Source organism: Tatumella sp. UCD-D_suzukii, from assembly GCF_000611875.2.
Lineage (GTDB): Bacteria > Pseudomonadota > Gammaproteobacteria > Enterobacterales > Enterobacteriaceae > Tatumella > Tatumella ptyseos.
The window spans coordinates 43,477-60,932 of record NZ_JFJX01000054.1 but is presented as its reverse complement, the minus strand read 5'-3'; the positions used below and the strand labels follow the sequence as shown (position 1 = coordinate 60,932).

Genomic DNA, 17,456 nt, shown 5'->3' with positions numbered 1-17,456 from the left:
ACGCTCTGACATTGACCAGCCTATAACTGACCGCGACCACAGGTCAATCACCACCGCGAGGTACAGCCAGCCCTCGTCTGTGCGAAGATACGTGATGTCTCCTGCCCACTTCTGATTCGGGCCACTCGCGTAAAAATCCTGTTTCAGCAGATTTTCAGACACAGGAAGGTCATGTTCTCTGTAGCTGACCGGGCTGAAATTCCGGGCAGCCTTTGCACGAAGTCCCTGACGTCGCAGACTGGCTGCAATCGTTTTGACGTTGTACTCAGGCAGTTCGTCAGCGAGACGAGGCGCACCAGCTGTTTTGCTTCAGTGAATGCCTTACGGACAGCAGTATCACAAGCGAGCCGGAACTGCTGACGTGGCGTTATTTGCTGACAACGCAGACGCCACGCATACCATCCGCTGCGGGCAACCTGAAGCACCCGGCACATGGCCTTGATGCTGAATTCAGCCTGATGTTTTTCAATAAAGACATACTTCATTTCAGGCGCTTCGCAAAGTATGTCGCGGCCTTTTGGAGGATAGCCAGCTCCTCGTCCCGTTCAGCCAGCTGGCGTTTCAGGCGGGCAATCTCAGTGGCCTGTTCACTCTCACGTTCAGAGGAGGTTGCCTGCTGTTGCTGTTTACTGCGCCAGTTGTAGAGCTGCGACTCATACAGGCTGAGTTCGCGTGCGGCTGCGGCAACACCGATGCGTTCGGCCAGTTTCAGGGCTTCGTTGCGGAATTCAGGCGTATGCTTCTTCCGGGTCTTTTTGGTAGTTGATGTTGATGCTGATTTTGTCATGTGAGTCACCTCTGGTTGAGAGTTTACTCACTTAGTCGCGTGTCCACTATTGCTGGGTAAGATCAAGAAGATGCCGGAGGATTTCCTGTCATCCTGTGAGGTGGCGTAATGGGTCACCGATCTGACTGTTATGGACGAGGGACAGCACTGGAGGGTGATAAAACAACCACGGGTGCTGAATGTATCGCCTCGATGTCCAATGATACTGAGCATGGGCGTAGAGTTGTTCGTGTTGGGGATAAAACAACCCCATGCCCTAAATGTGGTGAGGTAGGGGTTATCGTATCCGGTGAACCCCGTGATACCAATAATGGAAAAATAGCGGCGGTTGATGGTTCTATCGTGCGCTGTGCCTGCCCTTCAGGGTCTAACTGGATTATCGCGCCAGCAGGACAATGGGTTGGCAGAGGCCCGGATCCTTCTATTGCAGTCCTTGCAGCATTGGTTGCTGAACGTAAGGCCGCAGAAGAAGAAAGAACTAAACAACTGGCAGAAGAGCGTGACCGAAATCGGGTGTTCGCTAAATCGTGCCTCCGTGGTGAGGGCTGTAATGATGCCGGGGAAGAGCAGGAACCCCACACCAATTTTGCTTCAATGGCATTTTATCAGGCTGTTCCTCCAGCCGACCCTGCATCTGATAATGAAGTGGTCCAGCACGCTCAAACCGCCAAGAAAAAGCAACCTGTAGAGGATATACCTGAACCGAAGAAGCGAAGCGCGTTGTATAAATGGTGGTTCGGTAATCATGAGGAAGTCGAATACCAGCGGGCAACAGCCGCAGCAACAAGTGCTGCTAATGCTCAGATGGCTGTTGAAGGTGCCAGTGTTCTTACCCTGCTTGGTGGAAATGCCATTACATCAGGAACGTGGGCTGTTCGGGGGGCAACCCTTGGAGAAATAGCGGCTGCTGGCCCCGGTGCTTTCATCGCAGCTATTGTAGTGGGAATGATGCCCGGCAGGCTCAATGATGGTGAACAGGACTTTATTGACCGAATGCATCTGGAACAGATGCGTGAAGCCCCAAGCCGTGTGCGTTATACGTGGGAGCAGGACGATAAAGGTAACCCGGTTCCTCATGGCTGGCATACACCACCGGGTCAGGATATGGTGCGTGTGCGTAAAATGGAGTGGGACAGTAGCCGAAAGGCGTATACATTCACTACCGAGGAAGATCCGCGTATTACCATCATCTGGACGCCTGACAGTTCAGGTGGCAATGTTCCTTCGAATACAGGCAACCAGAATCCGGTAAGGATACCGAACCCGGTAGTTGTTGATCCGCTGCCGCAAGATACCCACATCGAGGCCACAACCAGCCCTGCACCGGAAGAGAAGAATTTTGCGGATTATATTCTTGTTCTTCCAATATTGGATATTCCACCGATCTATGTTTATTTGAGCCAAAGAAAAGGAATGCCAGATAAAGGCCATTCTTATCATCCAGCTCCAGAAACAGAAGAAATAACGGGTATTGCTGATCTGATTGAAGTTAAGGGTCGCACACCTAAACAAGGTGGAGGAGGAACACGAGAACGTTGGATGGACAAGAAGAAACGACGGGTTTATGAATGGGATTCGCAACATGGTGAATTGGAAGAATACCGAGCGAGTGATGGAGAGCACCTTGGCTCTTTGGATCATTTAACTGGCTCTAGATTAAAGCCTGCCGTTAAGGGTAGGAATATTAAACGTTATTTGTGAGGTTGGCATGTCTTATAAAATACGATTACAGTGGTTCAACAAACAAACATCTGAGGGGGAAGGAAAGGAATTTTCAGGTGTTTTAGATAATAATGTTTATTTTTTGGATAAGATTGGTCTATCTAACGAACCTCAGATCTATGATGGTGTATATGACGTGGTAGTCGAATGGTTGCCATATATACAACCGTATTTTCAGCATCAACTAAATTTGCAGCGATATGATTATCAGCTAGCTTTTCGACCTATTTGATTGAATAAGTATCCTCCGGCATAGCCGGAGGTTTTTCAAATGCGCCTGTAAGGCTCTCTTACCAGCAGCGCCCTAACAGGCGCATCGCAATCTGACATTTGCATTTTGGATTACTTACGGCCCGTAAACGGGCTTCCCGGATAAGGGATCGACAACTGCTCTCCCATTTTATCCGTTTCGAGCTGGTGCTTTATATATTCCTGTATCTTTTTCGTGTTCTTGCCTGCCGTGTCTACATAGTATCCCCGGCACCAGAACTCCCTGTTTCTATACTTAAATTTCAAATCCCCGAACTGCTCATACAGCATCAGACTGCTTTTGCCCTTCAGATACCCCATAAAGCCCGATACACTCATCTTCGGCGGGATCTCCAAAAGCATATGAATATGATCAGCACAACATTCCGCTTCCAGGATATTCACACAGCTTTCTTAAAATGCTCCCTATTGCCCTTCGCCGCTCTCCATAAAAGACCTGCCTTCGGTACTTAGGTGCGAAAACTATGTGATATTTACAGTTCCATCGGGTATGCGCTAAGCTCTTTTCGTCCCTCATTGGGACCCCCTTTTGATTTCCCGTTGAACCTTTGCAGTTGCCAGACCGCAAGGTGTTTTAACAAATCAAAAGGGGTTTTTATATACGGCCCAAAGCTGAAAGCTTTACGGAACCCCCTGCCTAGCTGGGGGTTTTCTGGATACAAAGCAAAACGGACGCCGTAGGGCGTCCGCTTCTGAATGGTTGGTGCCCGAACTCGGAATCGAACCAAGGACACGGGGATTTTCAATCCCCTGCTCTACCGACTGAGCTATTCGGGCAACGGGGCGCATTAAACCGTAATAGCGCTTTTCCGTCAATCACTTTTCGTCTCAGATGAACTGACCGCTGACTTTTACAGCAATGCGCTGAAATTTAGCCCAACTCCCGTAAAAACAACAGACAAAGGCAACACCTTGCGCCTCTGTCTGTCCGGCTCTTACTGGTCAGTTGTCACCGACCCGGGTGCGGCATCTCCCATCCCCGGGATATCCGCAGGAACGCTGCCCTTATCTTTATCGGTGACCGGCATATTCGCCTGGTCTGCCGGTAACATAATATGGTCCAGAATCTTACGCATTAACGGCGCTGCCGTGACACCATTGACGCCACCGTTCTCAAGGATTAATGCGACGGCAACTTTCGGATCCTTAAACGGCGCAAATGCCGTATAGAAGATATGGTCACGTAAGCGTATCGGGATCATCTTCGCGTTATAGATCTGGTTCTGCTTCAGACTAAATACCTGCGATGTACCACTTTTCGCCGCTATACCATAAGGTGCCGTATGGAAATAGCGATAGCCGGTCCCGTTAGGTGCATTCGCCATACCAAACATGGCACGGCGAACCAGCGCCCAGTAAGGCGAATTCGGGTCACCTATCTGCGGCTGGGCCTCGGTCGGGTGATACAATTGAACATCATTACCCTGCTGTTCTTTGTATAACAAATGCGGGGTGATCACGCGGCCGTTATTCAGTAAGGCCACCAGGGCTTTCACCATCTGAATAGGCGTTGCTATCCAGTATCCTTGCCCGATACCGACAGAGATAGTATCCCCCTGATACCAGACTTTCTTATGGACTTTCTCTTTCCACTCACGACTCGGTAGCAAACCTTTATACTCTTCATGCAAGTCGATACCGGTCAGCTTACCGTAACCAAACTGGCTAAGCATATGATGAATACGATCAATCCCCATCATATAAGCCACCTGATAGAAGAAGGTATCTGCCGACTCCTCGATGGCTTTGGTCACATTCAGCATGCCGTGACCGGTCTTCTTCCAGTCACGATAACGTCTGTCAGTCCCGGGCAGTGTCCAGGTCGGAGCACCGAAGAACGTCGTTTGCGGAGTGATAACCCCGTTCAGCAACGCAGACATCGCCATATAAGGTTTCACCGTCGATGCCGGCGGGTATAACCCCTGGGTCACGCGGTTAATCAGCGGCAGATCTTTATTATCCAGCAGCTTCTTATAGGCCTGATAGCTGATTCCCTTCACGAACGGGTTAGGATCATAACTGGGGGCCGAAACCATCGCCAGTACAGAACCATCATGGGGATCTTCCACCAGCACTGCAGCACGCTGCCCCGTCAGCAAACTTTCAATATATTGCTGCAGCGGCAAATCGAGTGTCAGCCAGACATTTTTTCCGGCAACAGGTGGCTTTTCACTCAGTACGCGCACGATGCGCCCATGGTTATCGACTTCTACTTCCTGATAACCGGTCTGGCCGTGAAGGACGGATTCATAGTAACCTTCAATCCCCTGCTTACCAATGTTGTGGTCTGCCGCATAGTTCTCAGCAATCCCTTCGGCATTCAGGCGTTTGAAGTCATTGTCGTTGATCTTAGAAACATAACCGACGACATGGGCCAAATCCGCGCCATACGGGTACTGACGATCCTGATAAGAGTCGATGCTGACCCCGGGGAAGCGATATTCATCCACCGCAAAGCGCGCTATCTGTTCTTCACTCAGCTCATCTTTAATGATGATAGGTTTATAACGGCTGGTCTGTTTAAGACGATGCCAGAAATCGCTCACATCTTCCGGCGTCAGGCCGATGAGTGGCGTCAGCGCCTGGATAGTCGCTTTAAGATTGGTTTCTTTGTACGGGATCACCGTCAGATCATACTGAGTGATATTGCGTACCAGCGCCGTGCCATTGCGATCGTAGATAATCCCCCGCGTGGGTGCGATCGGGATCATTTTGATATCATTATCGTTTGATCGGGTCTGGTAATAACTATGCTCACAAATCTGCAGCCGATAGAGGTTATATACCAGGATGCCAAAGCATACTGCTACCAGAACAAACGCCGTGATGGCACGACGGATAAATAGTTTTTCTTCAATTTCGAAATTGCGCAGATTCATTACATAACATAGTTTGCAGGGAGAGCTATCACCAGCAGCCTATCATAGAGAGATAGTCAGCCAGTGCCAGTGACAAGTTGATCCGGGAAAGATTAAAGTGTGTCATTTGTTGAAGAATGTAACAAGAAATGAACAACGCGAAAAGCAATCACTCTTCGCGTTGCTGAGGCTAAATAAGAGATATCTTAAGCCTTGTCACCGAGCAGAACAGACTCCAGCGCGATGTTGATCATATCATTGAAAGTCAGCTGACGTTCTTCGGCCGTCGTCTGCTCGCCGGAGCGGATATGATCTGAAACGGTACAGATAGCCAGAGCCTTAGCACCGAACTCAGCGGCCACACCGTAGATACCGGCCGCTTCCATTTCCACACCCAGAATGCCGTATTTTTCCATGACGTCAAACATTTGCGGGTCCGGAGTATAAAACAGATCGGCAGAGAACAGGTTACCGACACGGGCATCAATACCCAGCGCTTTCGCTGCATCCACTGCGTTACGAACCAGATCGAAATCAGCAATCGCGGCAAAGTCATGATCCTTGAAGCGCATACGGTTCACTTTAGAATCCGTACAGGCGCCCATACCAATAACCACATCACGCAGGTTAACGTCAGAACGTACCGCACCGCAGGAACCCACACGAATAATGGTTTTGACGCCAAACTCGGTGATCAGCTCTTTCGCGTAGATAGAGCAGGAAGGGATCCCCATACCGTGTCCCATGACTGAAATACGGCGGCCTTTATAGGTCCCGGTATAACCCAGCATGCCGCGAACGTTATTCACTTCACGGGCATCCTGCAGGAAAGTTTCAGCAATATATTTCGCACGCAGAGGGTCGCCCGGCATCAGAACAACGTCTGCAAAATCACCAGCTTCAGCATTAATATGAGGTGTTGCCATGTTATTTTTCCTTTTAATCGTGTCATTTGCCGGCATGACTGCCAGCAAATGAGAAACAGGAGACTTTTTTACAGCATGTTACGCCCGTAATCCATAGCTGAAAGACCAAAATAGGTCGCGATTGTCTGCCCGATATCGGCAAAGGTCTCACGCTGTCCCAGCGGGCCGGGTTTAACCCCGGGTCCGTAGATCAATACAGGGATATGCTCACGGGTATGATCCGTGCCAGACCAGGTCGGGTCACAGCCATGGTCTGCGGTCAGGATCAAAATATCCCCTTCCCCCACCAGCGCCATTAATTCCGGCAGACGGCGGTCAAATAATTCCAGCCCCCCGGCATATCCGGCGACATCACGGCGGTGTCCCCAGCTGGAATCGAAGTCTACAAAATTAGTGAAGACAATCGAATTATCCGGAGCCTGTTTCATCTCTGCCAGTGTGGCATCAAAAAGCGCATCCAGTCCGGTCGCTTTAACCTTACGGGTGATCCCTTGCTGGGCATAAATATCGGCAATCTTACCGACCGAAATTACCTCTCCTCCTTTCTCTTCCACCAGTTTTTGTAACATGGTGGCAGAAGGCGGTTCGACCGCGAGGTCATGGCGGTTACCGGTACGGACAAATTCACCGGCTTTGGCTCCGATAAACGGACGGGCAATAACACGGCCGATGTTATAGCCACCCTCGGTCAGGATCTTACGGGCGATTTCGCAGAGTTCATACAACCGCTCTACACCGAACGTCTCTTCATGGCAGGCTATCTGGAAGACCGAGTCCGCGGAGGTATAAAAGATAGGCTTACCGGTACGCATATGCTCCTCGCCCAGCTTATCGAGGATCACCGTACCTGAAGAATGGCAGTTCCCCAGGTAACCCGGCAGCCCGGCCTGTTCGACCAGCGTGTCCAGTAGCGCCTGCGGGAAACTGTTTTCAGTGTCACTGAAATATCCCCAGTCAAACAGCACCGGTACTCCTGCGATCTCCCAATGCCCGGACGGCGTATCTTTCCCGGAGGAAAGTTCAGCCGCACTGGCATAAGCCCCGAGAATAGTGGCATCGGCATCCATCCCCGCAGGAATTTTACCTGTCGATATCTCTGCGGCTTTCGCCAGACCCAGCGCCGTCAGATTCGGTAAATGCAGCGGACCTTGTCTGCCCTGATTAGCCTTACCCTCGTAGCAAGCCTGAGCAATATGGCCCAGCGTGTCTGAGCCGACATCACCGAATTTCTCTGCATCTTTGCTGGCTCCGATCCCGAAGGAATCCAGCACCATAATAAATGCACGTTTCATGCTCGCCTCCTGTGCGTTCATGTCATGAGAAAAAAACTGATCAGAACAGTATGCAACCATTCAGCAAATTCTGCGATAAATTAAAGGGATTTCTTTTGGCGGTTGGTGCGTAACCGAAATGGCGGCTTGCAGGCTCTCTGCCGCCTGTTGCCAGCTCTGCTCATCGGCCGCATGCACCATTGCCAGAGGGCGGTGCGTATCCACCGGCTGGCCCGCGGCGACAATATCACTGATACCGACCCGGTAATCGATACTTTCACCGGCCCGCTGACGGCCGCCGCCCATCCGGACAATAGTCATCCCGATCTCCCGGGTATCCATTGCACTGATAACCCCTGGCTCCCTGGCAAATACCGGTTTAATCACCGGCGCAGCCGTTAAATAACGCGCATACTGTTCGACAAAGTCGGCCGGGCCGCCCTGAGCCGCGACCATCTGAGCGAACACCTCAGCGGCCCGGCCATTATCCAGTACCTGCTGCAACCGGGCCCGCGCCTGCTGATCGTTGCCGGCCAATCCGCCACTGATCAGCATTTCACTGCTCAGGGCCATGGTCACTTCCAGTAACCGGGGATGGCGGTACTCGCCGGTCAGAAAGCGTACCGCCTCACGGACTTCAAGCGCATTACCGGCCGAAGAGGCCAGTACCTGACTCATATCGGTCAGTAACGCCGTCGTCCGGCAGCCGGCACCGTTTGCCACATCGACAATGGATCGGGCCAGTTGCTCCGAGCTGTCAAAATCCGGCATAAATGCCCCGCTGCCGGCTTTGACATCCATCACCAGCGCATCCAGCCCTTCAGCCAGTTTTTTCGCCAGAATGGATGCCGTGATCAGCGGAACAGAATCCACGGTTGCGGTCACGTCCCGGGTAGCATAAAAACGCTGATCTGCCGGTGCCAGGGTGCGGGTCTGACCGATGATTGCCACACCATTTTCGCGAATGATTTGACGAAAACGATCGTTGTCGGGAAAAATATTCAACCCGGGGATGGCTTCCAGTTTATCCAGAGTCCCTCCGGTGTGTCCCAGGCCACGCCCGGAAATCATCGGAACATACCCACCACAGGCTGCGACCATCGGGCCGAGCATCAGAGAAGTGACGTCCCCGACACCGCCGGTGGAATGTTTATCCAGTACAGGTCCGTTAAGATGCAGATCCTGCCAGTTCAGTACGGTACCGGAATCCCGCATTGCCAGGGTCAGGGCTACGCGCTCCGGCAGCGTCATATCCCGAAACCAGATAGCCATCGCCAGCGCAGCAATCTGTTCCCCGGCGACGCTACCGTCCGTGATCCCCTGAATAAAAGCCCTGATTTCCTGGTCTGTCAGACTGTGACCGTTACGTTTTTTACGGATAATTTCCTGTGGCAAAAACATGGTGCTTCCCCGCTGTGCTGAAGAGTCCTGACTCCCTGATACCGGCATCGTCGGGCTTTACGAATGACGTGCCGCGGCAGTAATATCACTTTTCTGAGGTATGCCGTGTCAGTAACCGGCGGCCGGTGTTTCGGTGTCCACACCACAGCTTTTCAGTAAGCTGTTCAGTAACCCGGAGGCTCCGAAGCGGAAGTGGCGGGCATCGGCCCAGTCGTCTCCGAGGATCCCGGCAGCCATCGCCAGATAATCGGCGGCATCCCGGGTGGTACGCACGCCGCCGGCAGGTTTAAAACCGACGCTCGCTGATACACCTTTATCACGGATCACTTCCAGCATAATTCTGGCGGCTTCAGGGGTGGCATTGACGGCCACTTTTCCGGTGGAAGTTTTAATAAAATCAGCCCCCGCATCGATGGCAATTTCCGAGGCCTGACGGATCAGCGCAGGATCCTGTAATTCCCCGGATTCAATAATCACCTTCAGCAGCACATTGGCTTCTCCGCAGTGCTTTTTACAGGCGCTGACCAGTTCGGCTCCCCGCTGTGTGTCTCCGCGCTTCAATGCTTTCCAGGGGAAAACCACATCGACTTCATCCGCACCATAGGCAATGGCTGCCCGGGTTTCTGCCACCGCGATATCGATGTCATCATTACCGTGCGGAAAGTTGGTCACGGTGGCGATGCGGATGCCGGGAGTCCCCTGCTCACGCAGGACTTTCCGGGCCAGCGGAACAAACCGCGGATAGATACAAATGGCGGCCGTCTGTCCGGCGGCTGAATTTGCCTGCCGGCACAGAGCGATAATTTTTTCATCAGTATCATCATCATTCAGCGTGGTGAGATCCATCAATCCGAGGGCCCGGCGGGCGATCGTTGTCATATCAGTCATTCTTTATTCCTCTGCAAAGAGCCGGTATCCGGTGCAGGAAAAGACGCACCACTATTTGTCATAATTCTAACAATTAATCGCCGTAAGGACTGCGTGACGGATCAAATAATCCATCCCACCGAACTAACAGAGGAAAAAATCGCAAATAAGGCCGTAAAATTCGGGAAAAACCGTCAGGGGCCGGAAGGGTAAATGTTATAAAAATAACAAAATAACTTTAACCCGCATCGGATGCGTGTACGTGTAACCGGGGGAATAGCCGCAAAGAGTTCTGCCATAGGGTTTCAGCCAACTGTTCCGGGGGTTCCGGACGGAGTTCCGCGAGAGCCTGCAGAATAGTGACCACATGTTCAGGCCGGTTTGGCTGCCCCTGGGATCCGTGGACCGGCATATCCGGAGCATCGGTTTCCAGCACCAGTGCACTGAGGGGCAGAGAAGCTATAGTTTCACGGGTCTTACGGGCCCGGGGATAGGTGATCGTACCGCCGACGCCGATAGCAAACCCCAGACGAACGAATGCGCTGGCCTGTTGCAGGCTCCCCGAAAAACCGTGGATCACCCCGCCGGCAGGCAGGTCAGCCTTCCGCAGTAAAGCGGTCAGCGGGTCATGAGAACGTCTGGAATGGAGGATCACCGGGAGGTCATAGCGCCGTGCCAATGTCAGCTGGCTCTGTAACAGAGAGCGCTGTTTATCTGCCTGTGCGGCCAGCTCCTCCGTATAAAAATCCAGCCCGGCCTCCCCCAACGCCACCAGCTTATCCCCCCCCTGCTGCAGACACTGCTGCAGGCAATCGACATCTTCCGCAGTATGTTCTGCAATCCATAACGGATGCAGCCCGGGGGCATACCAGAGGGAAGGAAAACGTTCACAGAGAGAGATAATCTGGCTAAACCGGGAAGCCGTCACCGCAGGAATGACTATCCCCTGTACCCCGGCGTGACGGGCACGGGTCAGCTCCTCAGCCTCATGCTCAGCAAATGGCGGAAAATCAAAGTGACAGTGGGTATCAATAAAACGCACAACATTCTCCCGGGCAGCATAATAAAGTGCCGGCGGCAGAAAACGCTGTAACAAACAGGGTAGCCGTCAGACTGTACGGAGAAGTGTATCAGGCGGGGACGCTGCCGGCATCCCTTCCGGCAGTAGAGTGAGAGACTTCAGGACAACGTTATAACTTTCTCCGGCCGGTAAACAGGCTGATAAGGAACAGGATGATACCGACAATAAATACAATTTTAGCAGCCCAGGCAGCAGTGCCTGCCAGTCCGCCAAAGCCCAGCGCCGCTGCAATTAATGCAATCACCAGAAAGATAATTCCCCAACGAAACATAGTAATCTCCTTACCTTCATTAACAGACTCATCTTATAATTTGTTCTGACAACCACTCAGAACGCGTATTTATCTTCAATTTCCCTGCAGCCTGCGTCGATAGCTCAGGTCATTTGCTGACAGATAATTCGTTTCTGACCGCTTTGACCCCGGAAACCTTCCGTACGACCTCAGCGGCCCTGTTTTTTTGCTCACGACTACTGACATTACCGGTCAGCAGGACCATACCGCGGGTGGTCGTCACAGAGATATGCCTCGATGAGACTTGCTTATCCGCCATCAGGCGGGCCACAATCTCACTGGTTGTCGCGGTATCACTGGCATAACTCTTCAGGTTTGTCTGTTCTGCTGATTTTAAATGCAGATGGTTAATCACCTGCTTCACCCCGCTGATGCTTCTGACCAGGTGATCCACCCGTTCAATCTGCTGGTGCGATGTCACAAAGCCATCCACGGTGACCACACCCCGGGTTGTCGACAGTGAAAGATCGGTACTATTAATCTCTTTATCATCGACCAGCGCAGTTTTTACTTTCGCGGTGATGGCACTGTCATCCATAAAGTTGTCTACACTTCGCATCACCGATTTCCCCTGTGTCGGGGAGTTCTCTGTCGACGGCCCGCCGGCGTAGACATGCAGACTGCAAAGTGCGGAAATAAGTAACAGCTTTTTCAGCTGGTTGATTTTTTTCATTAATAATATCCTGCATGATAGTGACGTCTGCCTGTCGCTGAATGTCGTATCCGGTCATTCCCGGTACGGGCATCGGTCACATCTCTTTAATAATAGTTGAGTTTTATTGTTGTGCAGATTTTTAGGAATCTGCTGAGTCCGGAAACAGACTGCTGCAAAGCAAAGACGGGAAGCCCTCACTGCCAAAAGAAAGTGATAATAAGCAATATATACAGGCTGGCAGAAGCAGGAAAATCCTGAATCAGAACGCGGGAATATCTTAAAAAAACCGGCCAGAGGCCGGTTTCATGGAAACAACAACCGGTTAGTGTTCGCGTGTCTTCCGGAAGACAACATCCGGATAACGTTCCTGAGTAATGTTCAGGTTAACCATCGTCGGTGCGATATAGGTCAGATTATCCCCGCCATCCAGCGCCAGGTTAACTTCGTTCTTACGCTGGAATTCATCAAACTTCTTCACATCGCTGCATTCAACCCAGCGCGCCGTTGAAACGTTTACCGATTCGTAGATAGCTTCAACGTTATATTCGCTTTTTAGTCGGGCAACCACCACATCAAACTGCAGCACACCGACGGCACCCACGATCAGATCATTGTTTGAGACCGGGCGGAACACCTGGACGGCACCTTCTTCTGAAAGCTGTACCAGCCCTTTCAGCAACTGTTTCTGTTTCAGAGGGTCACGCAGCCGGATACGACGGAACAGTTCCGGGGCGAAGTTCGGAATACCGGTAAACTTCATTTTTTCGCCCTGGGTGAACGAATCACCGATCTGAATGGTGCCATGGTTATGCAGGCCGATAATATCGCCCGGATAAGCCTCTTCGACGTGTGCACGGTCACCGGCCATAAAGGTCAGCGCATCAGAGATAACGACATCTTTGCCGGTACGCACCTGATACATCTTCATGCCTTTTTCATATTTACCGGACACAACGCGCATAAAGGCCACACGGTCGCGGTGTTTCGGGTCCATATTGGCCTGAATTTTAAAAACAAACCCGCTGAATTTCTCTTCTCCGGAAACCACCTCACGACTGTCTGTCTGACGTGGCATAGGAGCTGGCGCCCAACTGACCAGACCATCCAGCATATGATCCACACCGAAGTTACCCAGTGCGGTACCGAAAAAGACCGGCGTCAGTTGTCCCTGCAGGAAAGCTTCCTGATCAAATTCATGAGAGGCCCCCTGTACCAACTCCAGCTCATCACGCAGCTGAGAGGCCAGTTCTTCCCCGATTTCCACATCGAGTTGCGGGTTATCCAGCCCTTTAATCGTACGGACTTCCTGGATCGTATGGCCTTGTCCGGTCTGATAAAGATAAGTTTCATCTTTATACAGGTGGTACACCCCTTTGAATAACTTACCGCAGCCAATTGGCCAGGTGATCGGCGCACAGGCAATTTTCAGTTCACTTTCGACTTCGTCCATGACTTCCATCGGATCACGGATATCACGGTCGAGTTTATTCATAAACGTCAGGATAGGAGTATCACGCAAGCGTGTTACTTCCATCAGCTTACGGGTACGGTCTTCGACACCTTTCGCCGCGTCGATCACCATCAGACAACAGTCCACCGCGGTCAGAGTACGATAAGTATCTTCCGAGAAGTCTTCGTGCCCCGGCGTATCCAGCAGGTTCACCAGCTTATCGCGGTACGGAAACTGCATTACCGAGGTGGTAATGGAGATCCCGCGTTGCTTTTCCATATCCATCCAGTCAGATTTTGCGTGCTGGCTGGACCCACGGCCTTTAACTGAACCCGCAGTCTGGATAGCCTGTCCGAATAATAGGACTTTTTCGGTGATGGTGGTTTTACCGGCATCCGGATGCGAAATAATCGCAAAGGTACGGCGACGAGCCACTTCGTCTAAAAAAAGTGCTGTAGACATCAACAGGTTCTTCATTGTTGGCGGAAAAACAATACAGGGGTGTATTTCCGTAAAAATCATCGTACCGGGAAAATGTTTCTCCGGCGGCTCCAACGGATGTTACTGCCTGGCCTGAACCCCACCTGCATCAGTCAACATCACGTAATTATCTGCGGAGTGCACATGACGGCATTCTCCGGATGCATATTCTACCTTATTTCAGGACATTTCGGTATTCAGCCGACAGCTTTCTTAAATGCGTGCCCCGCGATATTTCATACTCAGCGCTGCCTGATAGCAAAAAACACTTTTTTCTTAACAAAATGCCTGCCGGACAAAGATGAAAATGAGAAAGACTTGCATTACATTAACTGAATAATTCACATTACTAAGAGCATGATAAATAAAGATAAAAACACAAACGCTCACTTCACAAGCAGCCCATATTGATGCATAATTGCACACCATAAATACACAACGTATTACCTCTGTTTAAAAGGTTATCCCTATGTTAAGTGCCGATATGATCTCCCGCCTGAACGACCAGCTGAACCTTGAGTTTTATTCAGCCAACCTGTACCTCCAGATGAGCGCCTGGTGTGCGGATAAAGGCTTTGAAGGTGCAGCATCGTTCCTGAAAAAGCATTCCCGTGAAGAAATGGAACATATGCAGCGTCTGTTCGATTACCTGAGCGATACCGGTGCTCTGCCGGTACTTGGCAGCATCGAAGCACCCCCGGTCACTTTTGAATCACTCTCTGACGTTTTTGCACAGACTTACGAACATGAGCAACTGATTACCGGCAAAATTAATGAGCTGGCTCACGCGGCGATGACGACTCACGACTATTCTACGTTCAACTTCCTGCAGTGGTATGTGGCTGAGCAGCACGAAGAAGAAAAAATCTTCAAAACCGTACTGGATAAACTGGGCATGCTGGAAAACAGCTCAAATGGTGCCTTCCTGCTGGATAAAGACCTGGCAAGAATGGACAGTGAAGTGCACAACAAAGGTGTCTGACTGACTGACGGCGGGCCACTCCCCGCCGTTCTTTTTATGGGTCCTTCTCCGTGCAATTTCCGGAGGCCGGCCATCTGCATACCGCAGAAAGCTGCTACGTCCACCTTCCCGGACGGAAAGGCTGCATTTCGATAGCGGTTTTCTGACCGGTCATCATCTGCGCCAGCAGCATGCCGGTGGCAGGTCCCAGGGTGAACCCCTGATGCCCGTGACCGAAAGCACACCACATATGACTGACACCAGGCACTTCACCGATAACCGGCTTCATATCCGGGAAACATGGCCGGCTGCCTGACCATGTCTCATCATCCGCCCGTTCTCCCAGCGGAAAGTCCTGCCGGGCAACAGGCTCCAGTTGTTCCAGCTGACGGGGCGTTTGCGGATCATCAAGCCTTGCAAGTTCAGCACCGGTCGTCAGCCGGATACCGCGGTTCATCGGCGCCAGCAGAAATCCTTTTTCCGCATCCAGTACCCAGTTATTCAGTTGCTTACCGGATTGTGTTTTATAATGCCGGTGATAACCGCGCTTAGAAAATAACGGGGGCTGATATCCGAACTTAGCGGTCAGTAATGTACTCCATGGCCCCAGAGCCACCACCACCTGGCGTGCCTGGCTGACATCCCCCTGGTCATTTCTGATCTCCCACAAACCGTCACGGGTCCGGCTCAGGGTTTGCGCATCTGCGGAAATAAAGGTTCCGCCGCCACTCAGAAAAAGATCCACATACGACTGCACTAATGCTGACGGATCACGAATCGTCCTGGGAGACGTCCACATAACAGCCCCGGGAAACAGAGGACTGATATCCGGTTCTCTGAGTTTCAAATCCTCTGCCGATAATTTTGTGTGGCTGACCCCCTGCTCTGCCAGCAAATCTGCAGACAGGTAACTTTCTTCCAGGTGCCGGTCGGTACGTGACAGTGCAAGCCACTGGTGAGTTCCCGTCAGTGCCTCTGCACCCGCTTTATGAATTAACTCATTATGCGTTTCGAGGGAGAGGGAGATCAGTGAGGCATACTCGCGTGCGATGCCGGCATACCTGGCAGGAGCCGAATAGTGGTAATACTGGCGGAGCGGCCTGATAAACGAAGGTACCGCGGGCAGCTGGTAACGTATATCCGTTCGCCGGTTAGCCGCCGCAGTAAGGATCACCGATAACTGGCGGGGAAACGCATACGGCTGAATAGCCTCCCGCTGAATGATGCCTGCATTACCATGAGAGGTCTGCATGCCGGGTGCACCTTTATCGACCAGGGCGACGGTTTTTCCGCTTTCCTGTAAATAGTGCGCGCAGCCGGTACCCACCATCCCTGCACCTAAAACAAATACGTCATACGTCATAGAATTTACCTGTAAAAGCAGTACCGGTTCGGTACTAAGAGTCATCGCGTGTCTCCGGTATCCGGAGTTCACGGTCCGCGGCCCTTTGTTCGATGGGATCCCCTTCCGTACCGGGGTTCTGCGGTTCATAGAAAGTAAAGCAATTCGTATGCCAGCACTGGCAGTGAACGTCTGAGCCTTACCCGGGATCCTTCCGGTTTCAGGCACTGCAGTGTTAACCCTGTCTCCTGCCGTCCGCGATTTGTCACAGGTTCGCCGGTCACGGCAGCCCGGGGGAATGTTACTGCTGTCACGGCCCCGCGACGGCCCGTTAATCCGCGGGGTATCATTACGGATATCAGTTTTCAGTATGAGAGTAAATCCGGAAAAGATTTTATGATGAAACGCTCAGCGGTACCCCCTGGTATCACTTACTCTCCGCGTTCAGGAAAACGATATGCTAACTCCGGATCAGAAAATCGAAGCAATGGGTATGACTCTTCCCGTCGTTACCTCCCCCCCGGCTAACTTTGTCCCGGTGGTCATCAGTGGTTCACTCGCGTTTGTCTCCGGGCAGGGGCCGCTGTCAGACGGTACTGTGGTCTGGAAAGGTTCGGTAGGCCACGACATAACGCCTGACGAGGGATATCAGGCGGCACGGCTGGCTGCGATTAATGCGCTCAGCGTGCTGAAAAACGAACTGGGGTCGTTAAACAGAATCAAAAGATTCGTCAAACTGCTGGCATGGGTTCGTAGTGCTCCGGGGTTTGATCAGCAGCATCTGGTCATCAATGGTGCTTCAGATTTTATCGTCGAGGTGTTTGGTGACAAAGGCAAACATGCCAGGAGTGCCGTCTCGGCCACAGAGTTACCGCTGGGGATGGCGGTGGAAATCGAAATGATTGCCGAAATAGCCGCGGAATAACGGCCTGCGTCCCCTTTGTGCCAGGCGTTCTGAAAAATGACACATTTGCAGATAAACCCCGGAAGCCGTTTCCTCATGGCCCGGCTGCGGGTTCCCGGCATATTAAAAAAGCCCTCCCCGTTTTTCGGGGAGGGCTTTTTATGCGAAAAACCGCGGTGAATGATTAAT

At 51.8% G+C, this 17,456-nt stretch carries 14 protein-coding genes, 1 tRNA gene and 2 pseudogenes; 4 read left to right on the top strand and 13 right to left on the bottom strand.

The genetic code is table 11. From position 1 onward, the window contains the following. Positions 1-787, bottom strand: a pseudogene (locus tag CG67_RS17855) (IS3 family transposase); the annotation flags it as partial. Positions 788-895: 108 nt separating this feature from the next. Between CG67_RS17855 and CG67_RS17590 the strand changes: the two are divergent. Beyond that, on the top strand, positions 896-2,488 hold the full coding sequence (locus tag CG67_RS17590) for an S-type pyocin domain-containing protein (protein ID WP_025903233.1): 1,593 nt from the start codon (positions 896-898) through the stop codon (positions 2,486-2,488). Positions 2,489-2,495: 7 nt separating this feature from the next. Continuing rightward, on the top strand, positions 2,496-2,741 hold the full coding sequence (locus CG67_RS18805; RefSeq protein WP_025903232.1) for a colicin E3-like toxin immunity protein: 246 nt from the start codon (positions 2,496-2,498) through the stop codon (positions 2,739-2,741). Positions 2,742-2,851: 110 nt separating this feature from the next. Here the strand turns inward: CG67_RS18805 and tnpA are convergent. The 11 genes and pseudogenes from tnpA to prfC form a co-directional block, all read right to left on the bottom strand. After that, a pseudogene (gene tnpA, locus CG67_RS12230) lies at positions 2,852-3,296 on the bottom strand (IS200/IS605 family transposase). 184 nt (positions 3,297-3,480) lie between these two features. Then, positions 3,481-3,556 (bottom strand) — tRNA-Phe (locus tag CG67_RS12225). Positions 3,557-3,714: 158 nt separating this feature from the next. Beyond that, the gene (gene mrdA, locus CG67_RS12220) at positions 3,715-5,658 is read right to left on the bottom strand and encodes a penicillin-binding protein 2 (RefSeq protein WP_025903231.1); all 1,944 of its coding nucleotides are present in this window, start codon (positions 5,656-5,658) and stop codon (positions 3,715-3,717) included. A 185-nt stretch (positions 5,659-5,843) separates the two neighbouring features. After that, complete coding sequence (deoD, locus tag CG67_RS12215) at positions 5,844-6,563, bottom strand: purine-nucleoside phosphorylase (protein ID WP_025903230.1); 720 nt, start codon at positions 6,561-6,563, stop codon at positions 5,844-5,846. Between the two features lie 68 nt (positions 6,564-6,631). Beyond that, complete coding sequence (deoB, locus tag CG67_RS12210) at positions 6,632-7,855, bottom strand: phosphopentomutase (protein ID WP_025903229.1); 1,224 nt, start codon at positions 7,853-7,855, stop codon at positions 6,632-6,634. Positions 7,856-7,915: 60 nt separating this feature from the next. After that, on the bottom strand, positions 7,916-9,235 hold the full coding sequence (gene deoA, locus CG67_RS12205; RefSeq protein WP_025903228.1) for a thymidine phosphorylase: 1,320 nt from the start codon (positions 9,233-9,235) through the stop codon (positions 7,916-7,918). Between the two features lie 108 nt (positions 9,236-9,343). Further along, a complete protein-coding gene (gene deoC / locus CG67_RS12200; protein WP_025903227.1) occupies positions 9,344-10,123 on the bottom strand; it encodes a deoxyribose-phosphate aldolase in 780 nt (259 codons plus the stop codon). Positions 10,124-10,340: 217 nt separating this feature from the next. Continuing rightward, positions 10,341-11,144, bottom strand: a complete 804-nt coding sequence (locus tag CG67_RS12195) for a TatD family hydrolase (protein ID WP_025903226.1) — start codon at positions 11,142-11,144, stop codon at positions 10,341-10,343. Between the two features lie 148 nt (positions 11,145-11,292). Further along, a complete protein-coding gene (locus CG67_RS17585) occupies positions 11,293-11,454 on the bottom strand; it encodes a DUF1328 domain-containing protein (protein WP_071780103.1) in 162 nt (53 codons plus the stop codon). A 109-nt stretch (positions 11,455-11,563) separates the two neighbouring features. Next, a complete protein-coding gene (gene osmY / locus CG67_RS12190; protein ID WP_025903225.1) occupies positions 11,564-12,148 on the bottom strand; it encodes a molecular chaperone OsmY in 585 nt (194 codons plus the stop codon). Positions 12,149-12,452: 304 nt separating this feature from the next. Then, a complete protein-coding gene (prfC, locus tag CG67_RS12185; protein WP_025903224.1) occupies positions 12,453-14,042 on the bottom strand; it encodes a peptide chain release factor 3 in 1,590 nt (529 codons plus the stop codon). A 487-nt stretch (positions 14,043-14,529) separates the two neighbouring features. On the opposite strand from prfC, the gene ftnA reads away from it, so the two are divergent. Beyond that, positions 14,530-15,042 carry a non-heme ferritin gene (gene ftnA / locus CG67_RS12175; RefSeq protein WP_025903222.1) on the top strand — a complete coding sequence of 171 codons (513 nt, stop codon included), beginning with the start codon at positions 14,530-14,532 and terminating at the stop codon, positions 15,040-15,042. A 94-nt stretch (positions 15,043-15,136) separates the two neighbouring features. On the opposite strand, the gene CG67_RS12170 is transcribed toward ftnA, so the two are convergent. Further along, positions 15,137-16,384 carry an FAD-binding oxidoreductase gene (locus CG67_RS12170; RefSeq protein WP_025903221.1) on the bottom strand — a complete coding sequence of 416 codons (1,248 nt, stop codon included), beginning with the start codon at positions 16,382-16,384 and terminating at the stop codon, positions 15,137-15,139. Positions 16,385-16,820: 436 nt separating this feature from the next. Here CG67_RS12170 and CG67_RS12165 point away from each other — a divergent pair, with 436 nt between their 5' ends. After that, positions 16,821-17,288: a RidA family protein gene (locus CG67_RS12165; RefSeq protein ID WP_025903220.1), complete on the top strand. Its 468-nt coding sequence runs from the start codon at positions 16,821-16,823 to the stop codon at positions 17,286-17,288. Positions 17,289-17,456 lie beyond the last annotated feature (168 nt).

What these genes read in the sequence shown, in the direction of transcription:
- CG67_RS17590 (WP_025903233.1), top strand. Translation starts at nt 896, where the DNA reads ATGGGTCACCGATCTGACTGTTATGGACGAGGGACAGCACTGGAGGGT.
- CG67_RS18805 (WP_025903232.1), top strand. Translation starts at nt 2,496, where the DNA reads ATGTCTTATAAAATACGATTACAGTGGTTCAACAAACAAACATCTGAG.
- mrdA (WP_025903231.1), bottom strand. Translation starts at nt 5,658, where the DNA reads ATGAATCTGCGCAATTTCGAAATTGAAGAAAAACTATTTATCCGTCGT.
- deoD (WP_025903230.1), bottom strand. Translation starts at nt 6,563, where the DNA reads ATGGCAACACCTCATATTAATGCTGAAGCTGGTGATTTTGCAGACGTT.
- deoB (WP_025903229.1), bottom strand. Translation starts at nt 7,855, where the DNA reads ATGAAACGTGCATTTATTATGGTGCTGGATTCCTTCGGGATCGGAGCC.
- deoA (WP_025903228.1), bottom strand. Translation starts at nt 9,235, where the DNA reads ATGTTTTTGCCACAGGAAATTATCCGTAAAAAACGTAACGGTCACAGT.
- deoC (WP_025903227.1), bottom strand. Translation starts at nt 10,123, where the DNA reads ATGACTGATATGACAACGATCGCCCGCCGGGCCCTCGGATTGATGGAT.
- CG67_RS17585 (WP_071780103.1), bottom strand. Translation starts at nt 11,454, where the DNA reads ATGTTTCGTTGGGGAATTATCTTTCTGGTGATTGCATTAATTGCAGCG.
- osmY (WP_025903225.1), bottom strand. Translation starts at nt 12,148, where the DNA reads ATGAAAAAAATCAACCAGCTGAAAAAGCTGTTACTTATTTCCGCACTT.
- prfC (WP_025903224.1), bottom strand. Translation starts at nt 14,042, where the DNA reads ATGTCTACAGCACTTTTTTTAGACGAAGTGGCTCGTCGCCGTACCTTT.
- ftnA (WP_025903222.1), top strand. Translation starts at nt 14,530, where the DNA reads ATGTTAAGTGCCGATATGATCTCCCGCCTGAACGACCAGCTGAACCTT.
- CG67_RS12170 (WP_025903221.1), bottom strand. Translation starts at nt 16,384, where the DNA reads ATGACGTATGACGTATTTGTTTTAGGTGCAGGGATGGTGGGTACCGGC.
- CG67_RS12165 (WP_025903220.1), top strand. Translation starts at nt 16,821, where the DNA reads ATGCTAACTCCGGATCAGAAAATCGAAGCAATGGGTATGACTCTTCCC.